The organism is Cellulomonas sp. URHB0016 (assembly GCF_054057935.1).
In genome coordinates, this window is the sequence record NZ_JBSRZU010000001.1 from 2,504,376 (window position 1) to 2,527,753 (window position 23,378).

Annotated in this window: 22 protein-coding genes; 8 read left to right on the top strand and 14 right to left on the bottom strand. The window is 71.3% G+C overall.

Annotation, left to right across the window (positions count from 1 at the left end):
- Positions 1-509 precede the first annotated feature (509 nt).
- The 3 genes from ACVW07_RS11525 to ACVW07_RS11535 all read left to right on the top strand — a co-directional run bounded on the left by ACVW07_RS11525 (position 510) and on the right by ACVW07_RS11535 (position 2,145).
- Entirely contained in the window at positions 510-869 is a 360-nt protein-coding gene (locus tag ACVW07_RS11525; RefSeq protein WP_456819381.1) for a hypothetical protein, read from the top strand.
- A gap of 161 nt (positions 870-1,030) precedes the next feature.
- Positions 1,031-1,228 carry a hypothetical protein gene (locus ACVW07_RS11530; RefSeq protein ID WP_456819382.1) on the top strand — a complete coding sequence of 66 codons (198 nt, stop codon included), beginning with the start codon at positions 1,031-1,033 and terminating at the stop codon, positions 1,226-1,228.
- A gap of 95 nt (positions 1,229-1,323) precedes the next feature.
- Positions 1,324-2,145: a DUF7019 family protein gene (locus ACVW07_RS11535; protein ID WP_456819383.1), complete on the top strand. Its 822-nt coding sequence runs from the start codon at positions 1,324-1,326 to the stop codon at positions 2,143-2,145.
- Between the two features lie 19 nt (positions 2,146-2,164).
- Here ACVW07_RS11535 and ACVW07_RS11540 read toward each other — a convergent pair whose 3' ends face one another.
- From ACVW07_RS11540 to ACVW07_RS11550, 3 genes are all read right to left on the bottom strand, one after another.
- Entirely contained in the window at positions 2,165-3,262 is a 1,098-nt protein-coding gene (locus tag ACVW07_RS11540; protein WP_456819384.1) for a hypothetical protein, read from the bottom strand.
- A 515-nt stretch (positions 3,263-3,777) separates the two neighbouring features.
- On the bottom strand, positions 3,778-3,975 hold the full coding sequence (locus ACVW07_RS11545; RefSeq protein ID WP_456819385.1) for a hypothetical protein: 198 nt from the start codon (positions 3,973-3,975) through the stop codon (positions 3,778-3,780).
- 286 nt (positions 3,976-4,261) lie between these two features.
- Positions 4,262-5,173 carry a Fic family protein gene (locus ACVW07_RS11550; protein ID WP_456819386.1) on the bottom strand — a complete coding sequence of 304 codons (912 nt, stop codon included), beginning with the start codon at positions 5,171-5,173 and terminating at the stop codon, positions 4,262-4,264.
- A 470-nt stretch (positions 5,174-5,643) separates the two neighbouring features.
- Here ACVW07_RS11550 and ACVW07_RS11555 point away from each other — a divergent pair, with 470 nt between their 5' ends.
- Together ACVW07_RS11555 and ACVW07_RS11560 are read left to right on the top strand one after the other, a co-directional pair.
- The gene (locus tag ACVW07_RS11555) at positions 5,644-9,396 is read left to right on the top strand and encodes a hypothetical protein (protein ID WP_456819387.1); all 3,753 of its coding nucleotides are present in this window, start codon (positions 5,644-5,646) and stop codon (positions 9,394-9,396) included.
- Positions 9,397-9,489: 93 nt separating this feature from the next.
- Positions 9,490-10,992, top strand: a complete 1,503-nt coding sequence (locus ACVW07_RS11560; RefSeq protein WP_456819388.1) for a hypothetical protein — start codon at positions 9,490-9,492, stop codon at positions 10,990-10,992.
- A 42-nt stretch (positions 10,993-11,034) separates the two neighbouring features.
- Here the strand turns inward: ACVW07_RS11560 and ACVW07_RS11565 are convergent, their stop codons facing one another.
- Entirely contained in the window at positions 11,035-11,505 is a 471-nt protein-coding gene (locus ACVW07_RS11565) for a hypothetical protein (RefSeq protein ID WP_456819389.1), read from the bottom strand.
- 418 nt (positions 11,506-11,923) lie between these two features.
- Between ACVW07_RS11565 and ACVW07_RS11570 the strand changes: the two genes are divergently transcribed.
- From ACVW07_RS11570 to ACVW07_RS11580, 3 genes are all read left to right on the top strand, one after another.
- Positions 11,924-12,562 (top strand): sigma-70 family RNA polymerase sigma factor, encoded by a 639-nt coding sequence (locus ACVW07_RS11570; protein ID WP_456819390.1) that lies wholly within the window; start codon positions 11,924-11,926, stop codon positions 12,560-12,562.
- Positions 12,559-12,798, top strand: coding sequence for a hypothetical protein (locus tag ACVW07_RS11575; RefSeq protein ID WP_456819391.1), 240 nt, complete (start codon positions 12,559-12,561; stop codon positions 12,796-12,798). The genes ACVW07_RS11570 and ACVW07_RS11575 overlap by 4 nt, the downstream gene beginning before the upstream one ends.
- A gap of 115 nt (positions 12,799-12,913) precedes the next feature.
- Positions 12,914-14,047, top strand: coding sequence for a lactonase family protein (locus tag ACVW07_RS11580; RefSeq protein WP_456819392.1), 1,134 nt, complete (start codon positions 12,914-12,916; stop codon positions 14,045-14,047).
- A gap of 173 nt (positions 14,048-14,220) precedes the next feature.
- On the opposite strand, the gene ACVW07_RS11585 is transcribed toward ACVW07_RS11580, so the two are convergent.
- The 10 genes from ACVW07_RS11585 to ACVW07_RS11630 all read right to left on the bottom strand — a co-directional run bounded on the left by ACVW07_RS11585 (position 14,221) and on the right by ACVW07_RS11630 (position 23,332).
- Positions 14,221-15,186 (bottom strand): NAD(P)-dependent alcohol dehydrogenase, encoded by a 966-nt coding sequence (locus ACVW07_RS11585; RefSeq protein WP_456819393.1) that lies wholly within the window; start codon positions 15,184-15,186, stop codon positions 14,221-14,223.
- 10 nt (positions 15,187-15,196) lie between these two features.
- On the bottom strand, positions 15,197-15,403 hold the full coding sequence (locus tag ACVW07_RS11590) for a helix-turn-helix transcriptional regulator (protein ID WP_456819394.1): 207 nt from the start codon (positions 15,401-15,403) through the stop codon (positions 15,197-15,199).
- A gap of 3 nt (positions 15,404-15,406) precedes the next feature.
- Entirely contained in the window at positions 15,407-15,817 is a 411-nt protein-coding gene (locus ACVW07_RS11595; RefSeq protein WP_456819395.1) for a hypothetical protein, read from the bottom strand.
- Between the two features lie 382 nt (positions 15,818-16,199).
- A complete protein-coding gene (locus ACVW07_RS11600; RefSeq protein WP_456819396.1) occupies positions 16,200-16,769 on the bottom strand; it encodes a hypothetical protein in 570 nt (189 codons plus the stop codon).
- A 1-nt stretch (position 16,770) separates the two neighbouring features.
- Positions 16,771-17,529: a hypothetical protein gene (locus tag ACVW07_RS11605; protein WP_456819397.1), complete on the bottom strand. Its 759-nt coding sequence runs from the start codon at positions 17,527-17,529 to the stop codon at positions 16,771-16,773.
- Positions 17,526-18,608: a pre-toxin TG domain-containing protein gene (locus tag ACVW07_RS11610; protein ID WP_456819398.1), complete on the bottom strand. Its 1,083-nt coding sequence runs from the start codon at positions 18,606-18,608 to the stop codon at positions 17,526-17,528. The genes ACVW07_RS11605 and ACVW07_RS11610 overlap by 4 nt, the downstream gene beginning before the upstream one ends.
- Positions 18,605-19,825 (bottom strand): hypothetical protein, encoded by a 1,221-nt coding sequence (locus ACVW07_RS11615; protein WP_456819399.1) that lies wholly within the window; start codon positions 19,823-19,825, stop codon positions 18,605-18,607. Before ACVW07_RS11615 ends, ACVW07_RS11610 begins: the two co-directional genes overlap by 4 nt.
- Positions 19,822-20,508 carry a DUF6789 family protein gene (locus ACVW07_RS11620; protein WP_456819400.1) on the bottom strand — a complete coding sequence of 229 codons (687 nt, stop codon included), beginning with the start codon at positions 20,506-20,508 and terminating at the stop codon, positions 19,822-19,824. The genes ACVW07_RS11615 and ACVW07_RS11620 overlap by 4 nt, the downstream gene beginning before the upstream one ends.
- Positions 20,505-22,415 carry a hypothetical protein gene (locus ACVW07_RS11625; RefSeq protein WP_456819401.1) on the bottom strand — a complete coding sequence of 637 codons (1,911 nt, stop codon included), beginning with the start codon at positions 22,413-22,415 and terminating at the stop codon, positions 20,505-20,507. Before ACVW07_RS11625 ends, ACVW07_RS11620 begins: the two co-directional genes overlap by 4 nt.
- 158 nt (positions 22,416-22,573) lie before the next feature.
- The gene (locus ACVW07_RS11630; protein ID WP_456819402.1) at positions 22,574-23,332 is read right to left on the bottom strand and encodes a hypothetical protein; all 759 of its coding nucleotides are present in this window, start codon (positions 23,330-23,332) and stop codon (positions 22,574-22,576) included.
- Positions 23,333-23,378 lie beyond the last annotated feature (46 nt).

Genomic DNA, 23,378 nt, shown 5'->3' on the forward strand with positions numbered 1-23,378 from the left:
GGCTCGGGAAGTTGCTTTGCCGTGTGCGACCGGCCAGGTGTTCCCGCTGTCGCAGGCCCACTCAGTCGAACTCGGTGCTCTCGGTGATGGACGGGTCCATGACCTCGGTCGGGTCGCCGACACGCCAGCGCCCACTGGAGCCGGCGCGAGACCTTGGGGAACGGTGATGGCCAGCCGGATCGCGCGGTACGCCTCGTCCGGGCCCGGCCGAGCGGGGGTGAAGTGAGTTGAGCAGGCTGGCGGCGCGACTGGAGCGGTCTGACCTGCAGCGATCGAGTGGAGGAATCGTCGCCTCACCCCGGTGAGGCGACGAATTGCGATGTTGAAAGCAGAGCGCGCGGGCCCAATGGCCCTGTGCCTGTTGACGAGGGCCGTGCCGTGGGGCACTCTGGCGGAGTCGGCCGCAAGCATTGGCGAGTGGCTGATCCGGCCAGACAAAATATCAGATATCAGAGGCGCTAAGTGCTCACGCACTTGGCGCCTCGACTCGTAATTAGAGGAGTTCAAATATGATCCGCGACGAATATTCAGCAGGTTCCGATAGTGGTCCGTCAAATAATGTGCGCGGCCGTAATGAGGCCCCCCGGATGCGCGCCGCGTGCCCGAGGACGCTGCGCGGCTGGACCTTCAGTACGCACGCGCAGCGCAACATCGATGCCCGCGGATTCGCACCCGATGACGTCGTCGACGCATGCGAACACCACGAGATCGCCATGACCGCCGACAACTACGAACCCGGGCGGAAGCGCTACGTGCGGGGGGAACTCGTGGTGATAGCCGCCCCTGCTCGACTCGAGATCATCACGGTCCTGCTCCGAAGCCATGAGTCGTGGAACGATGCCGACGCGCGAAAGGTGACTGGGTCGTGACAAATGCCGGGAGCTGCACCGGATGGATCGCCTCTCTGCGCGGAGAGGTCGTCCTCTACACGGGGACGTCCTACGTCGCCGGCGAGCACATGGTTCGTCGTGACCTGCAGACCCACACAGTTCGGATGGGCGGTCGGCCGGCGCGCGGGGAGTCAAACGCTGTGACGGTCCTCGTGCACGGACAGCTCTGGAGCGGGCCGTTGGCCGACGAGCGACGCCGGTACAGCCAGAAGGCCGTCTTCATCGAAAAGGTCACGCGAGTCACCGGTCGGCACGTCCATGTCATCGACGACGCAGGCTTCGGCAACCTCATGCGCGGCAAGCCGGCTCGCTGCTTCGAGCTCCAAGCCCCCGACTGAGCGGCTCTTGCGCGGGGGTCTGTTGCACGGTTAGGTGACAGTCGGTCTCACGGGAGCCCGTTCCAGTCGTACGTGACGCCTGCCACGATGTCCGTATGCAGCCCTACTACGCGAGCGTGGGCAAGATCTCTTTTCTCGTGGCGACCGGCGAGGCGGAGCGCAGCAGTGTTGAGAAGACAACCCTGTCATCGAGGGGCGTGGCCTCCATAAGCCCGTCGCTGGAGGGAACGGTCACACGCGAAGTGGTTCGCTCGGGTCCGGATCTGACGAGCGCGGTCGGTGTTCTCCAGCAGCTCTCTGCAGCAGTCCGGGCAGTCGAACCGCATCTGATCGACCCCGCGGACCCCACATTGGGATATGCGGACTGGTTCGAATTGGTGGGCGAGGCCCGCTATGGGCTGTTGCGGCGGGACTCGGGAAGTGACGGAACCTTGGTCGCCACCTGGTTCCTCGAAGTGCCAATGACTGAACTGGGCGTCGCTAGCTGGGTCGTGCTGACTGGGTCCCGCGAGCACTTGCGGGAACAGTGGAACGGCACCGACATGGTGAACCGCTCCGGTTCAGGAACGGACACGATCTTCGACATCCTGAAGGCCACCGCGGAAGAAGTGGTCACGGCAAGCGATCCCGACCCGAGGAACTTCTTCTCGGCTGTGTCCCACATGTGGGGGATGACCTCGTCCGCTCACCGCATCCGGACGATCGCCGAGGTCAAGCACGTCAAAGAAACACTCGACGGCGGCTACACGACACACGGCGAGGAACGCCTGCCCGTCGTTCGGGTCATCGTCGCTTCGCCGCTGTTCGTTGAGCAGCACCGAGACCGTGTCCTGGAACCCGCACAGGCGGGCGAGACTCCGAAGGACACCTCCGCCGGCCGGTGGACGCGCGTCCGGGCGTGGCTCGGATTTCGATGAGCTTGGGCGGGCAGGTAGGTCAGGGGTCGGGCTCGAACGCAGGGAACCCTGCCCGTCGCTGCGCCTCGTAGGCCTCAAACACCAGCGCGAGTGAATTCCGTTCACTCTGGCGCCCTTCGAGTGGACCTAGCCACTCGATCATCTCGAACGAGCGCGCCCGAACGGCGCCAATGAGTACGACCTGGTCCGTAAGGCGGCTCCATGCGTACAGTTCCCCGCTGTGCTCGAGCCACGACACCCGCCACGTCCCTGTCCGCGCCCTTTGAGGGCCGCTGAATAGGTCGTCGGTATCGTCCTGGCGCCAGTGATAGCCGAAGTCCATACCCCCCAGAGCCAGAGACGCTTTGCGAACGCTCCCTCGCAGGGCGGACGACAGTCGTGCTTCGTCCTCGTCGGCGAAGGCCTGACCAGACGCGTAATACCGCAGGTCGTCCAGCGCTAGTGCGCGCTCACGCTCTTCGTCCATGAGCTGCTGCTCTTCCAGCGCCGTTCGTCGGCGGGCTGCCCCCTCTGCCTCCGCCCACCCGAGCATGTTGTGCAGCCAGGCACGACATGTTCCGAGGTCGGCTCGGGCGAGTTCTTCCATGCTGTCCAGGCGGACGATCGCGGCGCGTGCCAGAGTGGTCGGGTCGGAAGCATAGATGCGGCGCCGAACCGGCCAACGCTTGCGCGAACGACGCGGTGCCTCGTTGCCGTCACTATGCGTCGTCAGACGCGCCAAGCGTGCGCACTGCGCGTTGTGATCGCGCCGGATGTCCGCCAGCAGCCGGATCAGCCGTTCCTCCGCGAGCACGATGGCGTGATGAGTGGGGAGCGTGGTGTCGAGGTCCATGCACGTCAGGTTCGGAGTCGTCTGGTGCGCTGCGTCCCGATGAAGGGCGCGCAGGAGCCTGCGGGTGTCGTCCTCGAGGAGAGCTTGCAGCCGCTCCCGGGACCATTCGGTGATCTCCTGGCGGTCCCACAACGGCTCTCCATGTCTTCGTGCCACCGCTTTCGGAGCAGCACCGGCCGCGAGGAAGCGTTTGAACGTGTTGACCGACAATCGCAAATCCCCGCTGCTGCGCGTCAAGGAGATGGCCTCGATCAACGTCACCTGCTTGGACGGCGAGTTGCACACGCCTTTCTCCTCCGTACGTCGAAGCTGTCGAACCCCTGTGAAACCGTGATGTGCAGCGCGTCCCTCATCGCAGACGTTGTCGATCTCACCAAAGTAACCGCCGGACGGGTCGCAGTATCACCGGTCGTACCAGGTGATCCGGAACGTGCAAGGCAGGCGCACGGTCGGCTGCCAGTCTGTCGGCTGGGTGGGCGAGGCTGTCGCGGTGACGAGCTCGCGAGGCACACCCACCATCGTGAAGCACCGGGCGTCTACTCGGAATTGCCGTGTGCCCGGGTCCCTCATGAAGGTGTGCCGGAGCCCGCGCCAAGTACCGCGTCCCCGGAGGTCAGCGAGTTTCGGGAACCACCTACAGTGTGATGTTGCAGGACATCGGCAGCAGGCCGGACCCTCAGGGTCCGGCCTGTTTGCGTTGTTGGGGTTGGTAGTCCTGGTGGTGTCGATGGTGAGTTCGCCGATGAGCTCGCCGGTGAGGGCGTGCACGATGCGGACCTGGAGGTCGGCGATGAGCATGATCACGGGGGCCCGGGCGTGGGTTCGTCCGATGCCGATGGGGTGCAGCGGCCGTGGATCCGCAGGGTGAGCTTGCCGTTGTCGTCGATGCGGTCGTGGCGGACGCGTTCGTGGGTGCCGGCGCCGCCGACGGGGTGCGCCTTGGCCTTGGCGGCGTAGTCGGTGTGGGTGTGCGTCCGTGCAGGGAACTGTGTGGGCACGTCGGCCTCGAAGCGGACGTAGGACGAGCGCGGGCGTTTGGAGGCTCATCGCATTGGCAGCCCTGTCCGCCGGCGCACGAGCGAACGTTCGGTCAGCTCAGGTTCGACCCGAACGGCGACGAGGTCGTCTTGCTGAAGTTCTCGTCAACGAGTCGTTCGTCGGCACTCTCGTCGGGAACTTCTCGATCATGAGCACTGTCTTGCTGAAGTTCTCGTCAACGAGTCGTTCGTTGGCACTCTCATCGGGAGACCTCGTACCGGAGCTGTGTCCGCGCCGCAGCGGTCGTCAGTTCGCGTCAGTTCCCACAAGCACTCGCCACACCGCGGGAGAGAAGAACCTACGCCGGTAGTCGCTGCCACCAACGGGTGCGAGGACGTCGAGGGCGATGAGTTGGTTGATCAGGCCGTTCGCCCGTGCGTAGGAGAGGTGAAGGTCGCGCTCCACCATCCGAACAGTGAACGACGGACGGGCGACGGCGTAGTCAACAAGGGTTTGAGCGCTCTCGGCGCGCAACCGCGAGTCGCGGACGCGGTCCTTGAGCTGCCGCTGCACGTCGACCAGGTCCAGCATCCTCCGGTGAGTCTGAGTCGCGGACGCGTGCAGGCCCGTCGCGAAGAACCTCACGAACGCATCCCAGTCACCGTCGGTGCTGACGGCGAGGAGCAGGTCGTAGTACTCCGACCTCCGCGCTTCGAACCACGGCGACACTGTGAGTGTCGGCTCAGACAGGACGCCGAGCTTCAGCAAGTGAAGGACGGTCAGGAGTCGACCAAGGCGGCCGTTGCCGTCGTTGAACGGATGCAGCGTTTCGAACTGGTAGTGCGCAAGCGCTACGGACACGACCGGATCGAACTCGTCGTGGCCTTCGGCGCCCATCCACGTGAGCAGGTCTCCAAGCCTCGCCTCAAGATCCAGGCCCGGTGGCGCTGGAACGAAGCGTGCCGCCTTGACGGGAAGCAAGTCAGGGGCCGCGCCATCCCGGCGCCCAACCACGACTTGGATGTCCCGGACGTGACCGGATGACCTGCCTTCCGAGCGGGTCCTGGCAACCAAGATCGACTGAAGTTCGCACAGCATGCCGGTAGTAAGCCTCCGACCTTGATCAACCCACGCGAAGGCGGCGTCCGCCATGGAGACGTAGTTCAGGACCTCGCGGAGTTCGCTGCTTGAGGGCTGCTCTTCGTCTGCCGTCAACACCTCGGTAAGTGGCGCGTATGTGCCCCTCGATCGCGTCGAAGCCCTAGGCACCGCCGGCTCAGGCGCAGCGCCGGGCAGTCCGCCGGTAGCTCGATGTTCCGCAGCAGCGTGGACAGGCGTGGGCGGTCCCACTCGCGCGGACCTCGAGGGTCGTGTGGGCGGCGTCGGGTGAATCGGACGGATCGGACGACTCGCGGGCCGGGCGGCTCCAGGGCGCGGCGCCGATCGCGTCGGCCCAGGTGAACGAGGGTGCAGCGGCACGGAGTCGTCGACCTGAGCCGGTAGGCGCGGGCACCGCGGCCGCGGTCGTCGGCGACGGCGGGCCGACGACGCGCGTATCTGCCGGGCACGGCCCGCTACTTCTTCACGTGGTTGCCCGGGACATCGGAGCCTGGGCGGCGAGGTCGCGGCGGGGGTCCCCCCGTCGGGTTCCTCGGTTCCCTCCTGTTCTGTGGATCAAGGGCGTGAGCATGTCCATCAGCGTTGTCGTCGAGTCGGTACCCGTGGTCGGAGCACCAGTGCTCGCGACACAGGACGTCGACCCCGATGGGGCACGGGTCATCGGGTTCTTCCCCGGCCTGGGGAGCCGTGCGGCGTACCGAGGGGCGGCGGGTGCGCTCGTCGCCGGCGCGCACCCGCAGACCCTCGCGCTCCTGGACGAGGCGGCTGCGGCCCTGCGGGACCCGGTGCCGCGGACGGAGCTGCTCGACGGTCCGCTGCCGGCGGACCGACTGCGCAGGCAGGGCCTGATCGGGGCGCGCGTGGTCGCCGCCAACCTCGCGCTGGCGGACAGGTTCGCGGTCGACGTCGCCGCTCGAGGGCTGAGGTACTCCTTCGCGGCGTTCACGGGCGAGAGCTTCGGGGTGCTGAGCGCGGCGGTCGCCTCGGGAGCGCTGACGGTGGGCGACGGCATCCGCGTCGCCGAGGCGTTCACGCCGTTGATGCTCCTCGCCTCCGCACCGGACGCCGAGGTGGCCGACGGTGAGGACCCGTTCCTGCAGGAGCTGCGAGCGCACCTGCCCGCGTTCGGCGCGGGGACGTTCCCCGTCGAGGAGCCCGTGCACGTCGTGGGGCTCGTCGGCGAGCCGGAGTCCCTTTCCGCGCTGCTCACCGACCTCGCGCTGTCCGTCTCCACGAAGGACGTCGAGGTCCACAAGCGGTACTCGTGGCGTCAGGTGAACGTGTACGTCCGCGCCGGCTACCTCGAGCGCTTCCTGCAGCGGCTCGACCGGCACCCCCTCGTCGAGGCCACGGAGCTCAAGGACCCGACGACGTTCCTGGCCCACTCCGAGCGGATGCTCGTGGTCCGGGACGCGCTGTCGAGCTGGATGGCGTCGCAGCGGATCGAGTTCCGCGCACCGCACACACCGGTCGTCGCGAACCACCGGCGGGCGGTGCTGACCTCCGCGGAGGAGATCCGTGACGCCGTGCTCGCGATGGTCGACAGGACCATGGACTCCGAGGGCACCGCCGCGACCATCAAGGACTACGAACCCGACCTCGTCCTCGAGCTCGGGTTCGGGAACCGGTCCGTGGAGCTGCTCGCAGCGAACGGGTCGGACTCCCCGGCCGTGGCGTGGACACCGGGCGACGACACCGTCCTCGGCGCGATCGAGGTCGGGGACGGACTCCGCCGCGCGCTCGGGGAGCTCCGGTCGCCGCACACGCCGATGGCGCCGCACCACCTGCAGCTGCTGCGCCGCGTGTTCGCCGGGTCGGCGTCACCGGTGACGTCGGCCTGGGCGCGGCGGCTGCTCGGCGACGCGGCCGCCGACGTCGTGAGCCGTCCTCCCCGGGACGACCTGCCCGGGCTCCATCGCTTCCTCGAGATGTTCCAGCACACGCTCGCCCACCGGGAGCACGTCGACCTCGACGGTGGTCGGCTCGTCCAGCGCGCCCGGGTGAAGAAGCGACTGGACGCCGCGGCGACGACGCCCGGGCACACCGTGACCGAGCTCGAGGTGCTGGACCCCGACGGCAGCGTGGAGCTCGTCTCGCTCGACGGGCCGAGCCACGCGGAGTCGATCGTGTTCCACGTCGAGAAGCCGCACGACGCCCGACCCGACGACATCGTCCGGGCTGCGTGCGGGCTCGTCCGCGCCGAACCGCGGGCCGACCGCGTGCACGCCGACCTCGCCGCCGTGGGCCGTCAGCTCCGGGCGTCCGGCTACGGGCGCGTGAGCACCTATGCCGCGGTCGCGTTCGTGACGCACCGCCTCGCGCTGTTCGAGCTGCTGCGGGTCCACCGCCCGGCCCTGGTCGTCCAGACCGACTACAGCGTCGCCGGGGGTGACCGCGCCGGCTGGCTCGTCTCGCTCGCCGTCGCGGGGTCCGCGGCACCGACGAGCATCCTGCCGCTCGTGGCGCTGTCGCTCGAGCACGAGCCCGACCCGGAACGGGTGGCCGCCGAGCTGGAGAGGCTCCTGCCCCGGATCGGCGACGCCGCGATCCCCGTGCTGTCGCCCGAGGGGGTGCCGATGCGCACCCGGCCCGAGCTGGCGGAGGCGACTGCGCGTGTGTTCGACGACGCCGCGCTCGACCGTCCCGAGCGGCTCGTCCGGCTGAACTCGGCGTGCCTCGTCATCTCGCTCGGCTCGGTGATGCCGCCGTTCCGGGTGCACTCGGGCGCGCACCCGGCGCAGGTGATCTCGGTGCAGGTCCCCGCGGAGCTGTGGCGCAGGGGGCTCAACCGCGCGCTGGACGCCGCCGACGAACGTGCGGCTCTGGCCCAGTCGCACGAGCGCGCACTCGTGCTGGGGTACGCCCAGCAGCGCAAGCTGCTCGCCAGCACCGTGAACGCGTACACCGAGCCCGGTGAGACCGTCGTCGGGTTCGGCTCGGGCGGCAGCGAGTCGATGACGATGTTCGTCGAACGGGACGACGTCCCCGGGGTGCGGGTGCGCAAGGTGCTCAGCGAGGCGCTCACCACGGCCGGCTGGGACCCGTCGGGGACCGGTGTCATGCTTCCGCCGTTCGCGAAGGCGCAGCGCCAGGCGGAGTACCTCCAGGCGCTGCCCGAGTCGCTGACGCGGCTGTTTCCCCGGGTGTCGAAGATCGTCTCCCGCGAGCTGCCGGTCCCGGCGCACCAGGCCGCGGACCGCCGCGAGCCCGCCCGGGAGCTCATCTACGAGATGTCGTACGTGCCGGGTGAGGAGATCAGCCGGTGGGTCGAGCGGACCAGCCCACCGCCGGCGGTCGTCGCCCGCGTGTACGAGGTGCTCCTCGGGGTGCTGCACCGCGACGTGCACACGGTCCGGCGCGAGCGGGCGCCAGGCGGGACGCTCGAGGAGCAGTACTTCACGAAGATCGAGCAACGACTCGAGCTGTGCCGCCGGACCGCACCGCTGACGTTCGGGCCCTGGCTCCTGGACTCGGAGCGCATCGTGGTGAACGGGCGCCCGCTGCGCAACATCACGGCGCTCCTCGCGGCGTTCCGCGGCAGCCCGCGGTTCCAGGCGGTGCTCGAGCCGGCGTTCCACTCGCTGGTCATGGGCGACTCCAACACGGAGAACGTCAAGATCGCCCACGTCGAGTCGTTGTACGCCGCCCAACGGGCGATCGAGTCGGGCGCGCGGCCCGCCGACGTCCACGCGGCTCTCGGCGCCATCACGGCCGAGTCGATCGGGCTGGCGCTCCTCGACCCGCGCGCCATCGGCTACCGCAGCGACGGTGCCGGCACCCGCGACGACCCGATGTACGACAACAAGCCGTGGCACAACTCGGTCGGTCACTACGACGAGCTGCACCACGAGCACTTCGACCTCCAGACGGGCACGGTCGACGGGACGCCGACGATCGACGTCCGGTTCCGGCCCGGCAACCCGTACCAACGCGCGTACCGCGTCCGCGACGTCCTCGAGCGGGGCGAGCCGCTGCTGGGCCCGTCGGGCATGGAGGGGCACTTCGCTCCGGTGATGCGTGCGGTCTACGGCCTCGACGACCCGGACGCCGCACAGCACCGTGACGACCCGCACTGGCTCACCCGTTTCGTCTTCACGATGGGCACCCACTTCACCGCGATGCCGCCGTTCCACTTCCTCGCCGAGACCGACGGGTCGCTGACGGACACGCCCCTGACGCAGCGGCGACCGGTCGCGATCTACGCCCAGGGCATCACGTGGCTGAACTGGGCGCTCGAGATGCTCGAAGGCACCCGGACGGAGTTCCTCGGGCTCCCGGTCCCTGCCGTGGACGCAGCCTCCGCAGATGAGGAGGCGGCCTGACCAGCCAGACGACCGGACTTCTGACGACCGCACTTCTGACGACCGCACTCAGCCGCCCGACCGACAACCCTCGTCCCGAAGGACCACGCACCCATGAACCCTGTCCCGCGCTCGCTGCCCGTCTCGGCCCTGAGCGACCTGTCCGTCGAGTCCCGCATCATCGCGACCCCCTGGAGCCGGATGCTGCGGGGGATCGGCCTCGGCCAGTACCCGATCGACCACGACCCCACCCTCGCGGGTTACGTCCGCGAGACCTTCGACCACCTCGTCGCGACGGTCTCGCCGTCGGACGGCTACACGCGGTTCTCCCGCGACCTCGCGGACGTCGCGCTGAGGGTCGTGGAGCAGCCCGGGCGGGACCGCTCCTGGGTCGACGGCGCCCTGGTGGCGCTGATGGACTCCGCGCGGTCGGTGCAGAACCCGTACTACCGGGTCATGGCCGGGTGCGTCCTCGTGGACGCCGTCGCGAAGCTCGGCCTGACGATGCCGTCGGGCACCGACAGCACGGACGTCGCCGCCGAGCTGCTCGGCATGCTCGCCGAGATCTCGCCGGACCGGATCCTGGACGAGAACCAAGGGCTCCACGGCGACTACGAGAAGGCGTCGGCGTGCTGCGGGGTCTTCCTGGCCGTCGGCCAGCTCGGTCTGCGCGACCGCCTGGTCACCACCGAGCGCAACTACGTCGTCGAGGCGCTGGACCTGCTCGAGCGCATCCCCAGCCCGTACTTCCGTGGGCGGGTCGGCGGGATGCTCATGTCCGTCATCGGCCTGCTCGGCTACACGGAGCACATCGTCGACGGGGAGCGCGACTACCTCGACGAGCTCCTGCGCTACCTGGCGCGGGCCGACGAGATCGGCACGTGGCCGACCCTCCCGCTGCCCATGCCGGTCGCGTGGTTGAAGGCGTACCCGCTGTTGACGACGCTCAACGCCATCGCGATCTGCGGGAGGGCGGAGTACCTCACGCGGCCGTTCGACATCCTCGCGGAGGCCAAGGAGCTGATGGGCGAGATCCCGTGGAACACACGCGTGCACATGGCGCAGTACTACGTGATCGCCCTGCACAACCTGGGGCGGCTCGACGAGGAGATCCCCGACCTCGACGCCTTCATGCGCGACGTGGTGGCGGCTCTGGACCTCGTGGACCCCGGCGAGAACTACGCGCCGCGCGGCAACGCGTACCCGTACATCATCGAGCTCGCCATGATGACGGGGCATCTCGACCTCGTGCCGGACGAGGCGCTGTGCCGCATGGCCGACTCGTTCCCCGACCTGAGCGCGCCGGCCGACCGGGTCAACCGCGCCTTCCCGGTCAGCTACGTGCTCAACGTCCTCGGAGAGATCGGCGCGGCCGAGCTCGTCCTCGCGCCGCGGGAGCGGTACGAGGGCCGCTCGGCGATGGCCTGGGTCGTCGACGACCTGTCCGAGGGCGGGCTCGAGGAGGGGGACCGTCTGTCGATGATCGACAACGCCCTCGTCAGCCTGGCCCTGCGGATGCGCGGCGCGGCGGCGGCCGAGACCGAGCTCTTCCGGTCGTTCGTGTTCCCGGACCTCTCCGGTGCACGCGTCGAGGTGTCCTCCGTGAGCGGCGGGTGAGCGGGGTCGTCGCGTCGCGGGTGCGTCGTGGGGGGTGCCCGGCTACGGCGCGGGGACCGGCTCCGGGGACAGAGTCACGAACTCCACTTTCCACAGGTCACCGAAGGGCATCGCCAGCAGGGCCTCGAGAACGGCCACGTGCGCATCTTCCGGGTCATCGACGCCGACGAGCGCCGACTCCTCTGCCAGTGGCTCACCCTCGTCGTTCATCACCTCGCGGTCTGCGTGCACGAGCAGCCGCTCGACGGGGCCGATCGCCTGGACCACGTACGTGTCGGTGACGCCACTGAAGGTCACCGCGTATGCCTGTCGACCCAGACGGGCTGCGAGCTCCGCGACCTGGATGCCGAACATCGGATCGATGAGGATGGCGTCGGGGCCGAGCTGTGCGCCGGTCAACCGCGACTCCTCCACGGACGTGGCCCTCTCGAACGAGAGGGGTGCCGGATCGTGGACGCCGACGTCGTCGAGGGTGGTGTCACGGAGTACCGCGACGGTCATGTTGAAAGACATGCGCTCAACCTTATGGAGAAGCGATGGCTCGTCGCTCGAGGTCCTGGCAGTCGCAGGTGGTCCCGCGCCCGGCTCCCAGGTGACCGGGTCGGTCCATCGGCGCCATCGCAGCGGAGTCTGTCGTACATCGGCCCGCCCCGACCGGGGGACGGTCGCGGTGACCCTCGGACCCTGCGCTCCCATGCTGCGCATCCCCAGGTGGGTGGTGTGCCTGGATCGTGCAACGAGGTGTGCCTGGAGCGCGAGGGGCGCGAGCGTTCTACGACGTCAGTGAGTTTCGGGAACCACCCACAGTGGGGTGGTTCCCGAAGGAACCGCCTGAGCAGTACCGAGACTCCCGGTCAGGATCTTCTCACCGGGAGTTTCGTGGTTCCGGGCTCGACGCCACACGCCTGCGCTTCCGACGTACGATCCCCGGGTGGCTCCTGCCGACCGCACGGCGCTCGACCCTGTCTCGGCGGGGTGGCTCGGCTGCCTGGAGCCGGCGACGCCCGACCGTGACGGCTGCCTCGCGCGCCTGCACGAGCTGATGACGCGCGTCGCCCGGCGGGAGCTGGCCCGGCGGTCCGCGCAGCTGGCGGTCGCCGGTCCCGAGCTCGACGACCTGGCCGTCCAGGCGGCGGGCGACGCGATGCTCGCAGTGCTGGCGAAGCTCGCGGAGTTCCGCGGCGAGAGCCGGTTCACCACGTGGGTCTACAAGTTCGTGATGTTCGAGGTGTCGGCCAAGGTGGGGCGCCACCAGTGGCAGCGGGTCGCACCGACGTCGTCGGACGTGGACTGGGACCGGCTGCCCGACCGGATGGGCCTGGGACCCGAGGAGCACGCGGTGCAGCGTGACCTGGTCCGGGCGGTCTCCCGGGCCGTCGAGCGGGACCTCACCGAGCACCAGCGGCACGTGTTCGTCGCCCTGCTCGTGGACGGGGTGCCGCTCGAGGCCGTCGCGCAGGGCCTGGGGGTGAGCCGCAACACCGTGTACAAGGCGCTGTTCGACGCGCGCCGGAAGGTGCGGGCCGCACTGGTGGCGCACGGGATGCTCACCGAGGGAGGTGCGGCATGACGGACTGGTCGCGGGTGGAGCACTTCCTGCACACCGACCCCGCCGACGTCGGGTGCGACGAGGCCATGGCCGTGCTGGAGGTCTACGCCGAGCTCACGCACGCCGACCCCGCCTCCGCCCGGGCGCGGTACCCCGGCGTCGCGGTGCACCTGTCGCAGTGTGGCCCCTGCGCGGAGGACCTCGCGGGGGTGCTCAGGGCCCTGGTGGCTGAGGCGGCGGACGCGACGGACTCCTGAGGAGCGTCGCCCGGCGCGGCACGTCCGCGAAACTCGTCGAGGTCGCGAGGTAAGAACCGCGTCCCGCCCGACGCGAATGGAAGGTCCGAGCACTCCACGAGTGAAAGGCCTTCTCATGCACCGTCTCACCCGCTCCGGTGCGGTCGTCGCTGTCGCGACCGCCCTCGTCATCGCCGCCACCCCGGCATTCGCCTCGACATCGTCGCGCGGCGGGCGAGGCCACCAGTCCGTGGTGTACGTCCCGACCAACGACGCCGCCGGGAACGAGGTCCGCGTGCTGACCCGCGCCCCCGACGGCACCCTGCAGGCCGCCGGCTCCTACGCGACGGACGGCACGGGCGGTGCCCTGACCGGCGCCGTCGTCGACCGCCTCGCCTCGCAGGGCTCCGTGGTCCTCGACCGCCCGGCCGGCCTCCTCTACGTCGTCAACGCCGGCTCCGACACCCTGAGCGTGTTCCGCGTCGCCGGCACCGAGCTGCGCCTGCGGGAGGTCGTGCCGAGCGGCGGCGACTTCCCGGTGAGCGTTGCCGTCCACGACGGCCGGGTCTACGTGCTCAACGCCCGCGGCGGTGGCTCGGTGCAGGGCTACGTCCGCCACCGCGACCGCCTGGTCCCGGTCGGCTCGTGGCACCGCGACCTGGGCCTCGACCCGACGGCGACTCCCGAGTTCACCCACACGCCCGGCCAGGTCGCGTTCGGCCCCGACGGCCGCACCCTGCTGGTGACGACCAAGGCGGCGACCAACGCGATCGACGTCTTCACCTTCGACCGGTTCGGCGGCCCGTCGGCCACCCCGACCGTGACCACGGTGCCCGGCCGCGTCCCGTTCGGCCTGGTGCTCGACGGGTTCGGCCACGTCGTGGTCGCTGAGGCCCCCAACGTGGTCGCGACGTTCGCCCTCGGCTCCGACGGCACGCTGACCGTGCTCTCCGAGCAGGCGACCGGCCAGGCCGCGACCTGCTGGATCGCCGCTAGCGGCGCGGACGTCTGGGCCTCGAACGCCGGCAGCGCCACGGTCTCGGGCTTCCGGATCGACGGTCCGGGCGCCCTGACGGCCACCGGCGTCACCCCGACCCTCCCGGGCACGGTCGACGCGTCCGTCAGCTCCGACGGCCGGTTCCTCGACGTGCAGACCGGCGCCCAGGGGACCGTGGACACCTACGCCATCGGGGTCGACGGCACACTGACCAGCGTGGGTTCCGTGGTGGTCCCCGGGACGATCGGTGGGGAGGGCATCGCGTCGTCGTGACGTCCGGCGCGGCGCGGCCGTCCCCTCGCGGGCCGGCCGCGCCGTCGCGCCCTGTCCGACCCGGCTGTGATCACGTTCGGCGGGTCCCGTAGGTCCTCGGGGTGTGCGGGCCGGCTTCGGGGCGCTCGCGGTGCGGGCCCGTCCGCAACGAACCAGGCCGACGCCCGGGTGGGTTACGGCATTGTGAGGACGACCTCGCCCCGCTTGTGGCCGGTGTCCGTCAGCGCGTGCGCCTCGCGGGCGCGAGCCAGGGGGAACGTCGCGTCGATGACCGGCCGGACGGCGCCCGCGTCGACGAGCCCGACCAGCGTCGCCAGGTCCGCGACGCGGTCGGCGGTCGGGCGCAGGCCGGTGAACGCGACGACCGCCCGCTGACTCCCGAAGACCCGGGTCCAGGCCATCTGGGCGAGCACGGACAGGGACGGCACGGTCGTCATGTAGACGCCGCCGCCGACGAGCGCGCCGCGGTAGGCGCCGAACGAGGCGACACCGGCGGCGTCGAACACCACGTCGTAGGCGCCGCGCGCTGCGGCCGCGTCGGTGGTGGACCGGTCGATCACGTCGTCGGCCCCGATCGTGCGCACCAGGTCGACGTTCCCCGGCCCGCACACGCCGGTGACGCGGGCGCCCAGGTGCCTGCCGAGCTGGACGGCGGCGGACCCCACGCCACCGGCCGCTCCGATCACCAGCAGCCGGGTCCCGGCCCGCACCCGGCCGTGGTCGCGCAGGAAGGGCAACGCCGTGAGCCCTCCCTCGGCGACCGCCGCCGCGTGCTCGAACGAGACCCCGTCGGGCAGCCGCACGATCGACGAGCGGGGGGCGACGACGTACTCGGCGTGCGCGCCCAGTCGCGTGCCGGTGGTCAGCACGACCCGTTCACCGGACGCGAGCGTGCCTGCCGCCACGCCTCCGAGCACCGTGTGCTTGGGCCGTACCAGCCCGAACGCGAGCCGTGCGAACGCCGGATCGGCGCGGCGGGCGGCGCTCATCGCTGCCGACACCGTGCTCGCCCGCACGCGGACCAGCACCTCGCCGTCGAGGGGCTGCGGCCGCGGGGCGTCGACGACGTGGAGCACGTCCGGGGGGCCGTACCGGGTGTAGACCACGGCCGACATCGTCTGGGTGGCAGTTCCGGGCATGGCCCGCTCCTCAACCTGGGTAGTGGAAGACGTCCTCGAGGCCGACGCCGAGCACCCGCGCGATGCGGAAGGCGACCTCGAGCGACGGTGAGTACCGGCCCTGTTCGATGGCGATGATCGTCTGGCGCGTCAGGCCGACCTGAGCCGCGAGCTGGGCCTGGGTGAGGTCACCGCGCAGCGCGCGCAGCGAGTTGGTGACGGCGGTGGGCTTGACCAACGCTCACACCCCGCGCCGGTAGCCGACGAGCTTGATGGTCGCCCCGACCGCGGCGGAGAGCACGAACGCCGCGTACATCGCGTTGCCGATCCAGAAGTGCGAGGCCTCGGCGAGCGTGAGCGCGAGCGGCACCGTCATGGCGATGCCGAGGACGAGGCCGGCGACGTACTCACCGCGGCGGTTGACGTCCTTGTCACGGTCGTCCGACTGGTAGGAGTCGCTGGGGCGGACGATCTCGACGCCGATGCGCACGACGATCGTCGCGACGATCGCGATACCGATGGCCCACAGCATCGTCACGACCCACGGGCCGTCCGCACCGCCGACCCCGCCGATCATCACGGCGATGTAACCGCAGGTCACTGCCAGGTTGACGACGAGTGCGACCCACACCCCCTTCTCTTCGTACGACACGGCAGCTCCCCGGGAGATGTAAAGAATCGTTGACATCGCCACGCTACGACGCGCCATGGAGAGGTGTCAAACATTCCAGACATCTTGCGCGGAGCGTGCGGGCTCGGCATCCGCCGACAGCGTCCAGATGTCGCGAGGCAGCCGGACCTGCCGCGGCGCTCCGGGACTCCATGCTCAGCCAGAGCCCCCTCGATCCGGGCGGTCACGTCCCGGACAAAGCGCCAGGCGTGCGCGACGTCGCTCGTGAGCCCGGGATCGACCACGTGCTCGGTCTCGTGGTCGCCGGCCTCGGTGCCGGATTCCTCGTCTCCGGCGGGCGCGGTCCGGCGCCCGGCCAGGGTGAACGTCACGTCGGCGTGGGCAGAGTCGCACGGTGCGACGGTCAGGCGTACAGCGTCACAAGGTCCTGGCCGGTCGCGGCGGCGCGTTCGATGACGTCCACGACCGTCCACAGCGACTCGACGTCGTCGGCCGTCGCCGGGTCGTCCTCGAGGTCGTCCGGGACGGTCAGACCTGCGGCGACGGCCGACCGGAGCTCGGCGTTGCTGGCCCAGCCGAACATCGGGTAGCCGTCGGTCGAGAGGCCGGCGATCGGACGGTTCGCCAGTGCGCCCACGAGCTCGGGCCCCAGGGTGGTCGCGGCGGTGCCGGCGAGGAACCCGGTGCGGAAGTCGTCCCCGCCCGAGGAGGAGTGCCCCACCGCGCCGTACCACCGGCTGCGGTGCCGCAGCACCGCGTGCACGTACCCGGACAGCGGCCAGGTGAGCTCGCCGCCGCCGGAGCCGATCGCCTGGGCGACGGTGCGTGCGAGCTCGTCCCAGCGTCCGATCGCCTCGGCACCGAGGTTCAGCGCGTCGAGCTCGGAGAGCGCGTCAGGTCGCAGCGTGGGGTGGCGCAGCTCGTCGAGGACCTCGTCGAGGGCGGTGACGCGCAGCTCCCAGGTGTAGCCCATCTCAGCGCACCGCCACGAGGAGCTCGCGCGGCACGCTCGCGACGTCCTCGGGGATCTCGAGCCCTCGGATCTCACCGAGCCGGGCGAGCGCCACGGCCCGGTCGTCGAGCAGAGCAAACCACGAGCGGCGGCGCTCGATGCTGCGGGAGTGGTCGCGGGCGACGGCAGCGTCCCGAGTGCGCAGCGCACTGGTGAAGGCGTCTTGGTCCCGTGCGGCGACCGCGGTGGCGATCTCGTCCAGGTGCGCGAGCCCGCGCGCCGCGGCCGGTGGGGTACCCGGGTCGTCCAGGGTCGTGCGCAGCGCCGCAGACAGGCGGGAGGCCGCTGCGTCGTCGCCGGTGCACAGCGCAGCCAGCAGCGCGGAGTAGTCGTCCGCCGGTTGGGGGGCCGACGATGACACCGGCAGGCGCCGCGCGACCTCGCCCGCCGACTCAATCTGCCCGGCGAGCAAAGCGAAAGCCGACCAGCGATCGATGCTCCGGAACTGAAGCTCGTGCGTCCCGGGGAGCCCGAGCCCGCGCCGCACGAACCCCGCGCCACGCACCACATGGATCCGGAGCTCGTCGAGGGGCACCTCGAGGTACCAGCCCAGCGCGGTGGACGCCCAGGCCGCGTCCACCGCGCTGTCGACGAGGTACGTGGGCGCCCGGTCCTGGACCCGCTCGAGTGTCTGGCCGGCTCTGTCGATCATCTGGCACTTGTGCGTGTAGCTCTCGGCGGCCCACTCGGCGTCGGGGCGGTGCGCGTACGGACGTGTCACGGTGGCGGCTCCAGGAAGATCTTCTCGACGGTGATCGTAGGGTTGCCCGCGAGCAGCTCAGCGTAGGGACCGGTCCGTACCCCGACGTAGCGGACCTGCAGATCGCTGTAGGCCTCCTCGATCAGGCTGCCGATCTCTTGGCGCCCGTCGGCGATCGCTGATCCTTGCATGCTGTCCGCGACGTCGCGCGGGTACAGCGGGTCGGTCTGGTCGATGCGACGCGTCCTGTCGACGAAGACGGACTGCCGGTCCGCGTACCCCGAGCCCCCGCCCTTGGCCTCCACGACGTGCAGGGTCGAGCCGTCGAAGTGGACCACGTTCGTGACGTTCTTCCCAGAGAACGCCACGGCGACGTCCCACGGCTCGCCGTCGCCGAACTGCCGGACGAGGTCGGCCACGTCCGCGGGGGACGTGGGACGCAGCAGCGCGAGGTTCGGATCGCCGGAGACGTCACGCAGGTACTGGCGGGCGCCGAGCTCGCCGAGCTGTTCGGATATCCGCGCCCGCTCGGACCTGCGGGTCGCTGTGCCGTAGTCGGTGACGAGCCGCGGCATCTCGGGCGGGTGGGCGTAGGTCCGACCCACAGGCGGCGGTTGGGCGAGCCGCGGCGGCGCCGGCGGTGTGTGGTGCGGCACGTCGGCCGCATGCGGGGCGTCCGGGACGCGCGGGGCGTGCGGCAGGTCGTCGAGGTGCCTCGCGAGCCCGGCGACGACCCCTGCGGACGCGAGGAACGGCACGATGCCGAGCGCCCGCTCCCACGGCGCGAGCTCCTGCCCGGTCAGCAGGTCGCGCCCCGTCACGGCCTCGATCGCGCCCTTGCCGGTCCCGACGAACGGCACGAAGTCGAGCACCATCGACAGCACCGCGAGCAGCGAGAGGCCGAACGCCGCCTCGACCGCGGAGTTGGCCACCCCGAAGCAGTCCGTGAAGGCTGAGCAGTTGTCGGCTGCGGCGGGGGCTGCCGTGAGCAGCGAGACGACCGCGGTGGTCGTCCACACGCCACACGCCAGCTGGGCGACGCGCAGCGCCCGGCGCACGTTCCGGGAGGTGCGGGCGCCCGGACGTCGGGGGTTCCTCACGAGGCACCGCCGACGGGGACACGCTCCGCGGTGGGCTCGCTCGCGGCGCGCGGCTCGCCGGGGAACACCACGAAGACCACGACGATGCTGACGAGGACGAACACCGCGAGCGCCGTGTAGCTGCCGATGAGGTCGTTGGACACGCCCTGCAGGACCGCGCGCGACATCAGCCACAGTGCGAGCAGCCGGGCCCACGCCGGCAGCCGGCTCGCGACCCGCCGCCAGCGGTCGAGCCACGGGAGGCTCCACTCGTCCGTGCGCAGGAGTCGAACGGCGAGCAGGACCCCGAACGCCGCGAACCACAGCCACACCCGCTCGAGGATCCCGGCCAGTGCGAGCGTGGCGAGCAACGAGGTCGCGACGGCTGCGGTCACCCGGCGGACCACGCCAGGTGTCCGACGCGTCGGGACCGCGGGGTCGCCCGGGTCGGCGCTGTCCTCGGCGGCCCGGAGACGGTCCTGCAGGAGGCCGGGCAGCATCGTCGCGCCGAGCCAGAGCTGGCGCACGAGCGTCGCGCCGACGGCGGCCGCCACGACGACGCCGCCCGAGCCCTGCAACGCGTTCATGGCCTCGACCGTCGGGGCCCCGTTGGGCTGCGCCCACGTGAACAGCGGGCGCACGAGCGTCGGCGCTCCCGCGACCCACGCGTCGGTGCCGAGCCACACGATGACCAGCAGCAGCGCGCTCACCAGCAGCCATGACAGCACGGGGGGCACCACCCGTCCCCGTCCGACGGACAGCACGACCGCTCGTGCCGCCCGCGGCAGCAGGACCACCCCCGCGGTCAGGAGCAGGTACGTGATCAGGAGCGGCAGGAAGCCGTGCACCAACACGGCGAGCGGTCCCTCGCCGAGCACGCCCGAGAACCACGGCGAGGTGGAGTACGGGGTGGGAGCGGGCATCTCGGCCGAGATGAGGTCGCCCACGCAGAAGCCCACGACGACGAGCACCCCGAGCTGGCTCGAGAACGCGCCGATCCCGATCATCAGCGCGAGCAGCACCACCGACTCGGTGTAGACGTCCTCGTACCCGAGGCGGAGCAGGCCCGCGACGAGTCCGACGACGGTGATGGCGCCGGGGAGCACGGCGGCGAGCGCGGGGACCGTCACGACGACGTGACCGTCCCCCGCGAAGCCCCGCGACGCGGGCCAGCGGGCCATCAGGCGCCGAGGCCAGACCAGCCACTGCCGGTCTGCCCAGCGGATCAGGCCGTTCATCCGGCGTCCCGCGAACGCGCGCCGGTCGGCGCAGGCTCCCACCGGCGCAGGAGCCGGTTCGCCCCCAGCCCGAGCACCGAGCCGTAGACGATGTGCCCGAGCAGCGAGATCTGCGTGAACTCCCGCAGGGTGCGCAGGTCGAGCCAACCGGGGTAGATCGCGAGCATGAACGCCTCGAGGCCGAGCGCGAACACGATCCCCGCCCAGAACGGCCGGCGGCCGAACCACACGGTGTAGGCGACGCCGAACGCGATGCCGTTGAGCAGGTGGAAACCGACACCGACGAGGGTGCGGCCGGCCGTGTCGCCTGAGCCGATGAGCGCCTGCCCGAACAGCGGGAAAGCGACGAACGGCGACGCGGAGAAGCCGGCGACCTCGACGAGCGCCCACCGGCTCAGGTCGTAGCAGAGCGTCGCGACGAGCCCGACCGGGACGCCGACCCGCACACGTGTCAGCCAGCGTCTGCGGGCCTCCGGGTCGCCCCACAAGGTCGCGGCGAGGACCGCGCCGCCGCCGACCACCAGGAGCGCGAGGACGAGCGCGAGCGGCGCGCCCGTGAGGATGTACACGACGAGTGCGGCGCCGCTCGACAGGAACACCGCACCCGAGACGACCAGCCCGAGGACCGTGCGCGGCCGCGAGGCGTGTTCGGTCTGCTGCTCGACGTCCGGGCCCCCGGTCACTGTGGCGCCTCGATCGGCACGTCGGCCACCCCGGAGGCCGCCGCGGGGCCGGCGTCCGTGCTCCAGGTTGCCTCCGCCTCGAGCCGCAGCGTCGCGGCGGAGATGGTCTCCGGGACGGTGAAGCGCAGGCTCTCCGGGCGCGCCGACGGACCCGAGTCGGCCGGGAGGGTCGTGCCGTCAGGCAGGACCACGACCCACCGCGACGTGAGCTTGAGGTCCCGCATCTCGCAGCACGGGCTGTCGACGGCCCAGTCGTCGACCGCCACGGACAGGAACGCCTGCCCCACGGGCGCCCAGCCGTCCGCGGAGCTCCACGCGTCCAGGCTGATCTCCGCGACGGCGCCACCGGCACGTGCGGGCTTCCCCACCGGGAGCGGCAGGGTGACCGACGCGGGCGCGCCGACACCTGCGGACGTCCGGGCGCGGTACAGCGCGGCAGGGAAGCCGGGGGCACGCACGCCGGTGAGCAGCGAGACCGCCTGCGTGCGCTCCTGCCACAGCACCTCGAGCCCGACCGCTTGCGCGCCGACGGGGACGGAGACCACGAGCGCGCCGCCGTCGGCAGCGTCGTTCCAGTCCCGCACCGGCAGCCGTGCACCGTCGACGACCACGGTCGCCGTCCCGCGACCCGGCGCGTCCTCGTCGAGCGTCCGCAGCCCGAGGCGGGCGACGACGAGCTCCTCGCCCGGTGGTGCGACGACGGCCTCGCGTCCCTTTCCGAGCTGCGGGACCCGTGCAAGCCCAGTGAGCTCGACGGCGAGTGCGGGGGTGATCAGCCGCGCGTTGGTGTCGTCCGGCGGCGGCACCAGGTCCACGCCGTCGGGCACCTCGGGCAGCCGCGGGAGAACGGTGACGGTGCCCGGATCGACCGGCTCCGCGTCGGGCGGTTCCAGCTCGTCGGCGTCCGCCGGGGGTTCGGCACCGTCGGGGCGGTACAGGCTGACGCCCTCCGGGAGCAGGGCGGTCGACGTGACGGCGGTGAGCGTCACGTCGGTGACGTCGGCCTCGACGATCGTGTCCCCGGCCGTCGTCGAGAACGGGACGGACACCCAGAGCGCCCCGGGCGCCGAGCTGGTCAGCAGCACCGGCCCGCACAGGAGCATGCTGTCGGACACCCGCGTCACGACCTTGGCGCGGCGCACCTCGCGGACACCGACGTAGCAGCGCGTGCTGTCCGTCACGGCGGCACCCGCGGCGGTGGTCGCGGCGGAGAGGCGCAGATCCGCCGAGTCGATCAGAGGCCCGAGCCCGGAGACGACGCGGCCCTGCTGGTCACGGACCACCTCCGTGCCGAGGGTCGGCTGCCCGGTGGGCGGTCGCGCACCGTCGGGCCGGCGCAGGAGCCCGGGCCGCAGGTCGGCGGTCCCGCGGAACCCGTCGAACGTCCCCGTGACGCGAGGCCCGGAGCCGACGTCCGGTGCCGCACCGAAGCTCGGGGTGCCGACGACCCAGCGCTCCGTGTCTCCGGCAATACCCACCAGGACAGGTCCGCACGCGACCCGGGGAGCGTCCGTGGCGGAGTCGTCCGCTCTCGGCGCGAACCAGCACCCGGCGCCGTCCGGCACGGTCCCGCCGTCCGTCTCGACCAGGCCGCCGAACGCCTGCTCGGCGCCGGCCAGCACCGCTTCGGCGTTGCTGATCGGGACGCCGTCGACCTCGAGCGAGGCCGGCGCGCCGCGCCAGTGGCGCCAGCCGGCCCACGCCCCCCAGCCGGCGAGCAGCGCGAGGACGACGATCGACGCGACGAGCTGCACCCGGCCGATGCGCCGGACCCTCGGGGCATCGCCGGTGGCGGGCTCAGGATGCGGCGGGAGCGCGACGACCCGCTCAGGCGCCCGCTCGCCGAGCAGGTCGGGTGTCAGGTCATCGACGTGAACGTCGGCGTGCCGCGCATCGGGGTCGGGCACCGGTCGGCATCTCCTCGCGTTGGCCAGCGCGGGTCACCCCGTCAGGATCGTCCCGGACCGTATCAGGAGGGCCGACGGGCCGAACAGGTCTCTCTGCCGCTCAGGAGGGCGGAGTAGGCACGGTGAAGATGACCACGACGTCGGGCGCGCAGCTCGTGTCAGCGCACCGCCAGGAGGAGCTCGCGCGGCACGCTCGCGACGTCGTCGGGGATCTGGAGCCCTCGGATCTCTCCGAGCCGGGCGAGCGCCACGGCCCGGTCGTCGAGCAGAGCAAACCACGAGCGGCGGCGCTCGATGCTGCGGGAGTAGTCGCGGGCGACGGCAGCGTCCCGGGCGTGCAGAGCGCTGGCGAAGGTGTCCTGGTCGCGTGCGGCGACCGCGGTGGCGATCTCGTCCAGGTGGGCGAACCCGCGCACCGTGACGGGTGGGGTACCGGGGTCGTCCAGGGCCGTGCGTAGGGCCGCGGCGAGGCGGGCGGCCGCTGCGTCCTCGCCGGTGCACAGGGCGGCCAGCAGCTCGGGGTACTCGTCGCTCGGCTGGTAGACCGGTGGCGACGCGGGCAGGCGCCGTCCGACCTCGGCCGCCGCCTCGGTGTCACCAGCGAGCAGCGCGAACGCCGACCAGCGCTGGATGCTCGGGAGCCCGAACCCGAGCGTCTCGGAGAGTTCGAGTCCGTGCCGGACCAAGCCCGCGCCGCGCACCACGTGGGTTCGGAGCTCGTCGAGGGGGACCTCGAGGTACCAGCCCAGCGCCGTGGACTCCCACGCCGCGTCCACCCCGGAGTTGACGACGATCGGGCGCGCCCGGTCCTGCAGCCTCACGAGCGTCTGGCCGGCCAACTCGACCATTTCGGACGTGTGCGTGTAGCGGTCGGCGGCCCACTCGGCGTCGGGGCGGTGTGCGTACGGGCGTGTCACGGTGGCGGCTCCAGGAAGGTTGTCTCGCAGGCGTCCTGACGCCTGG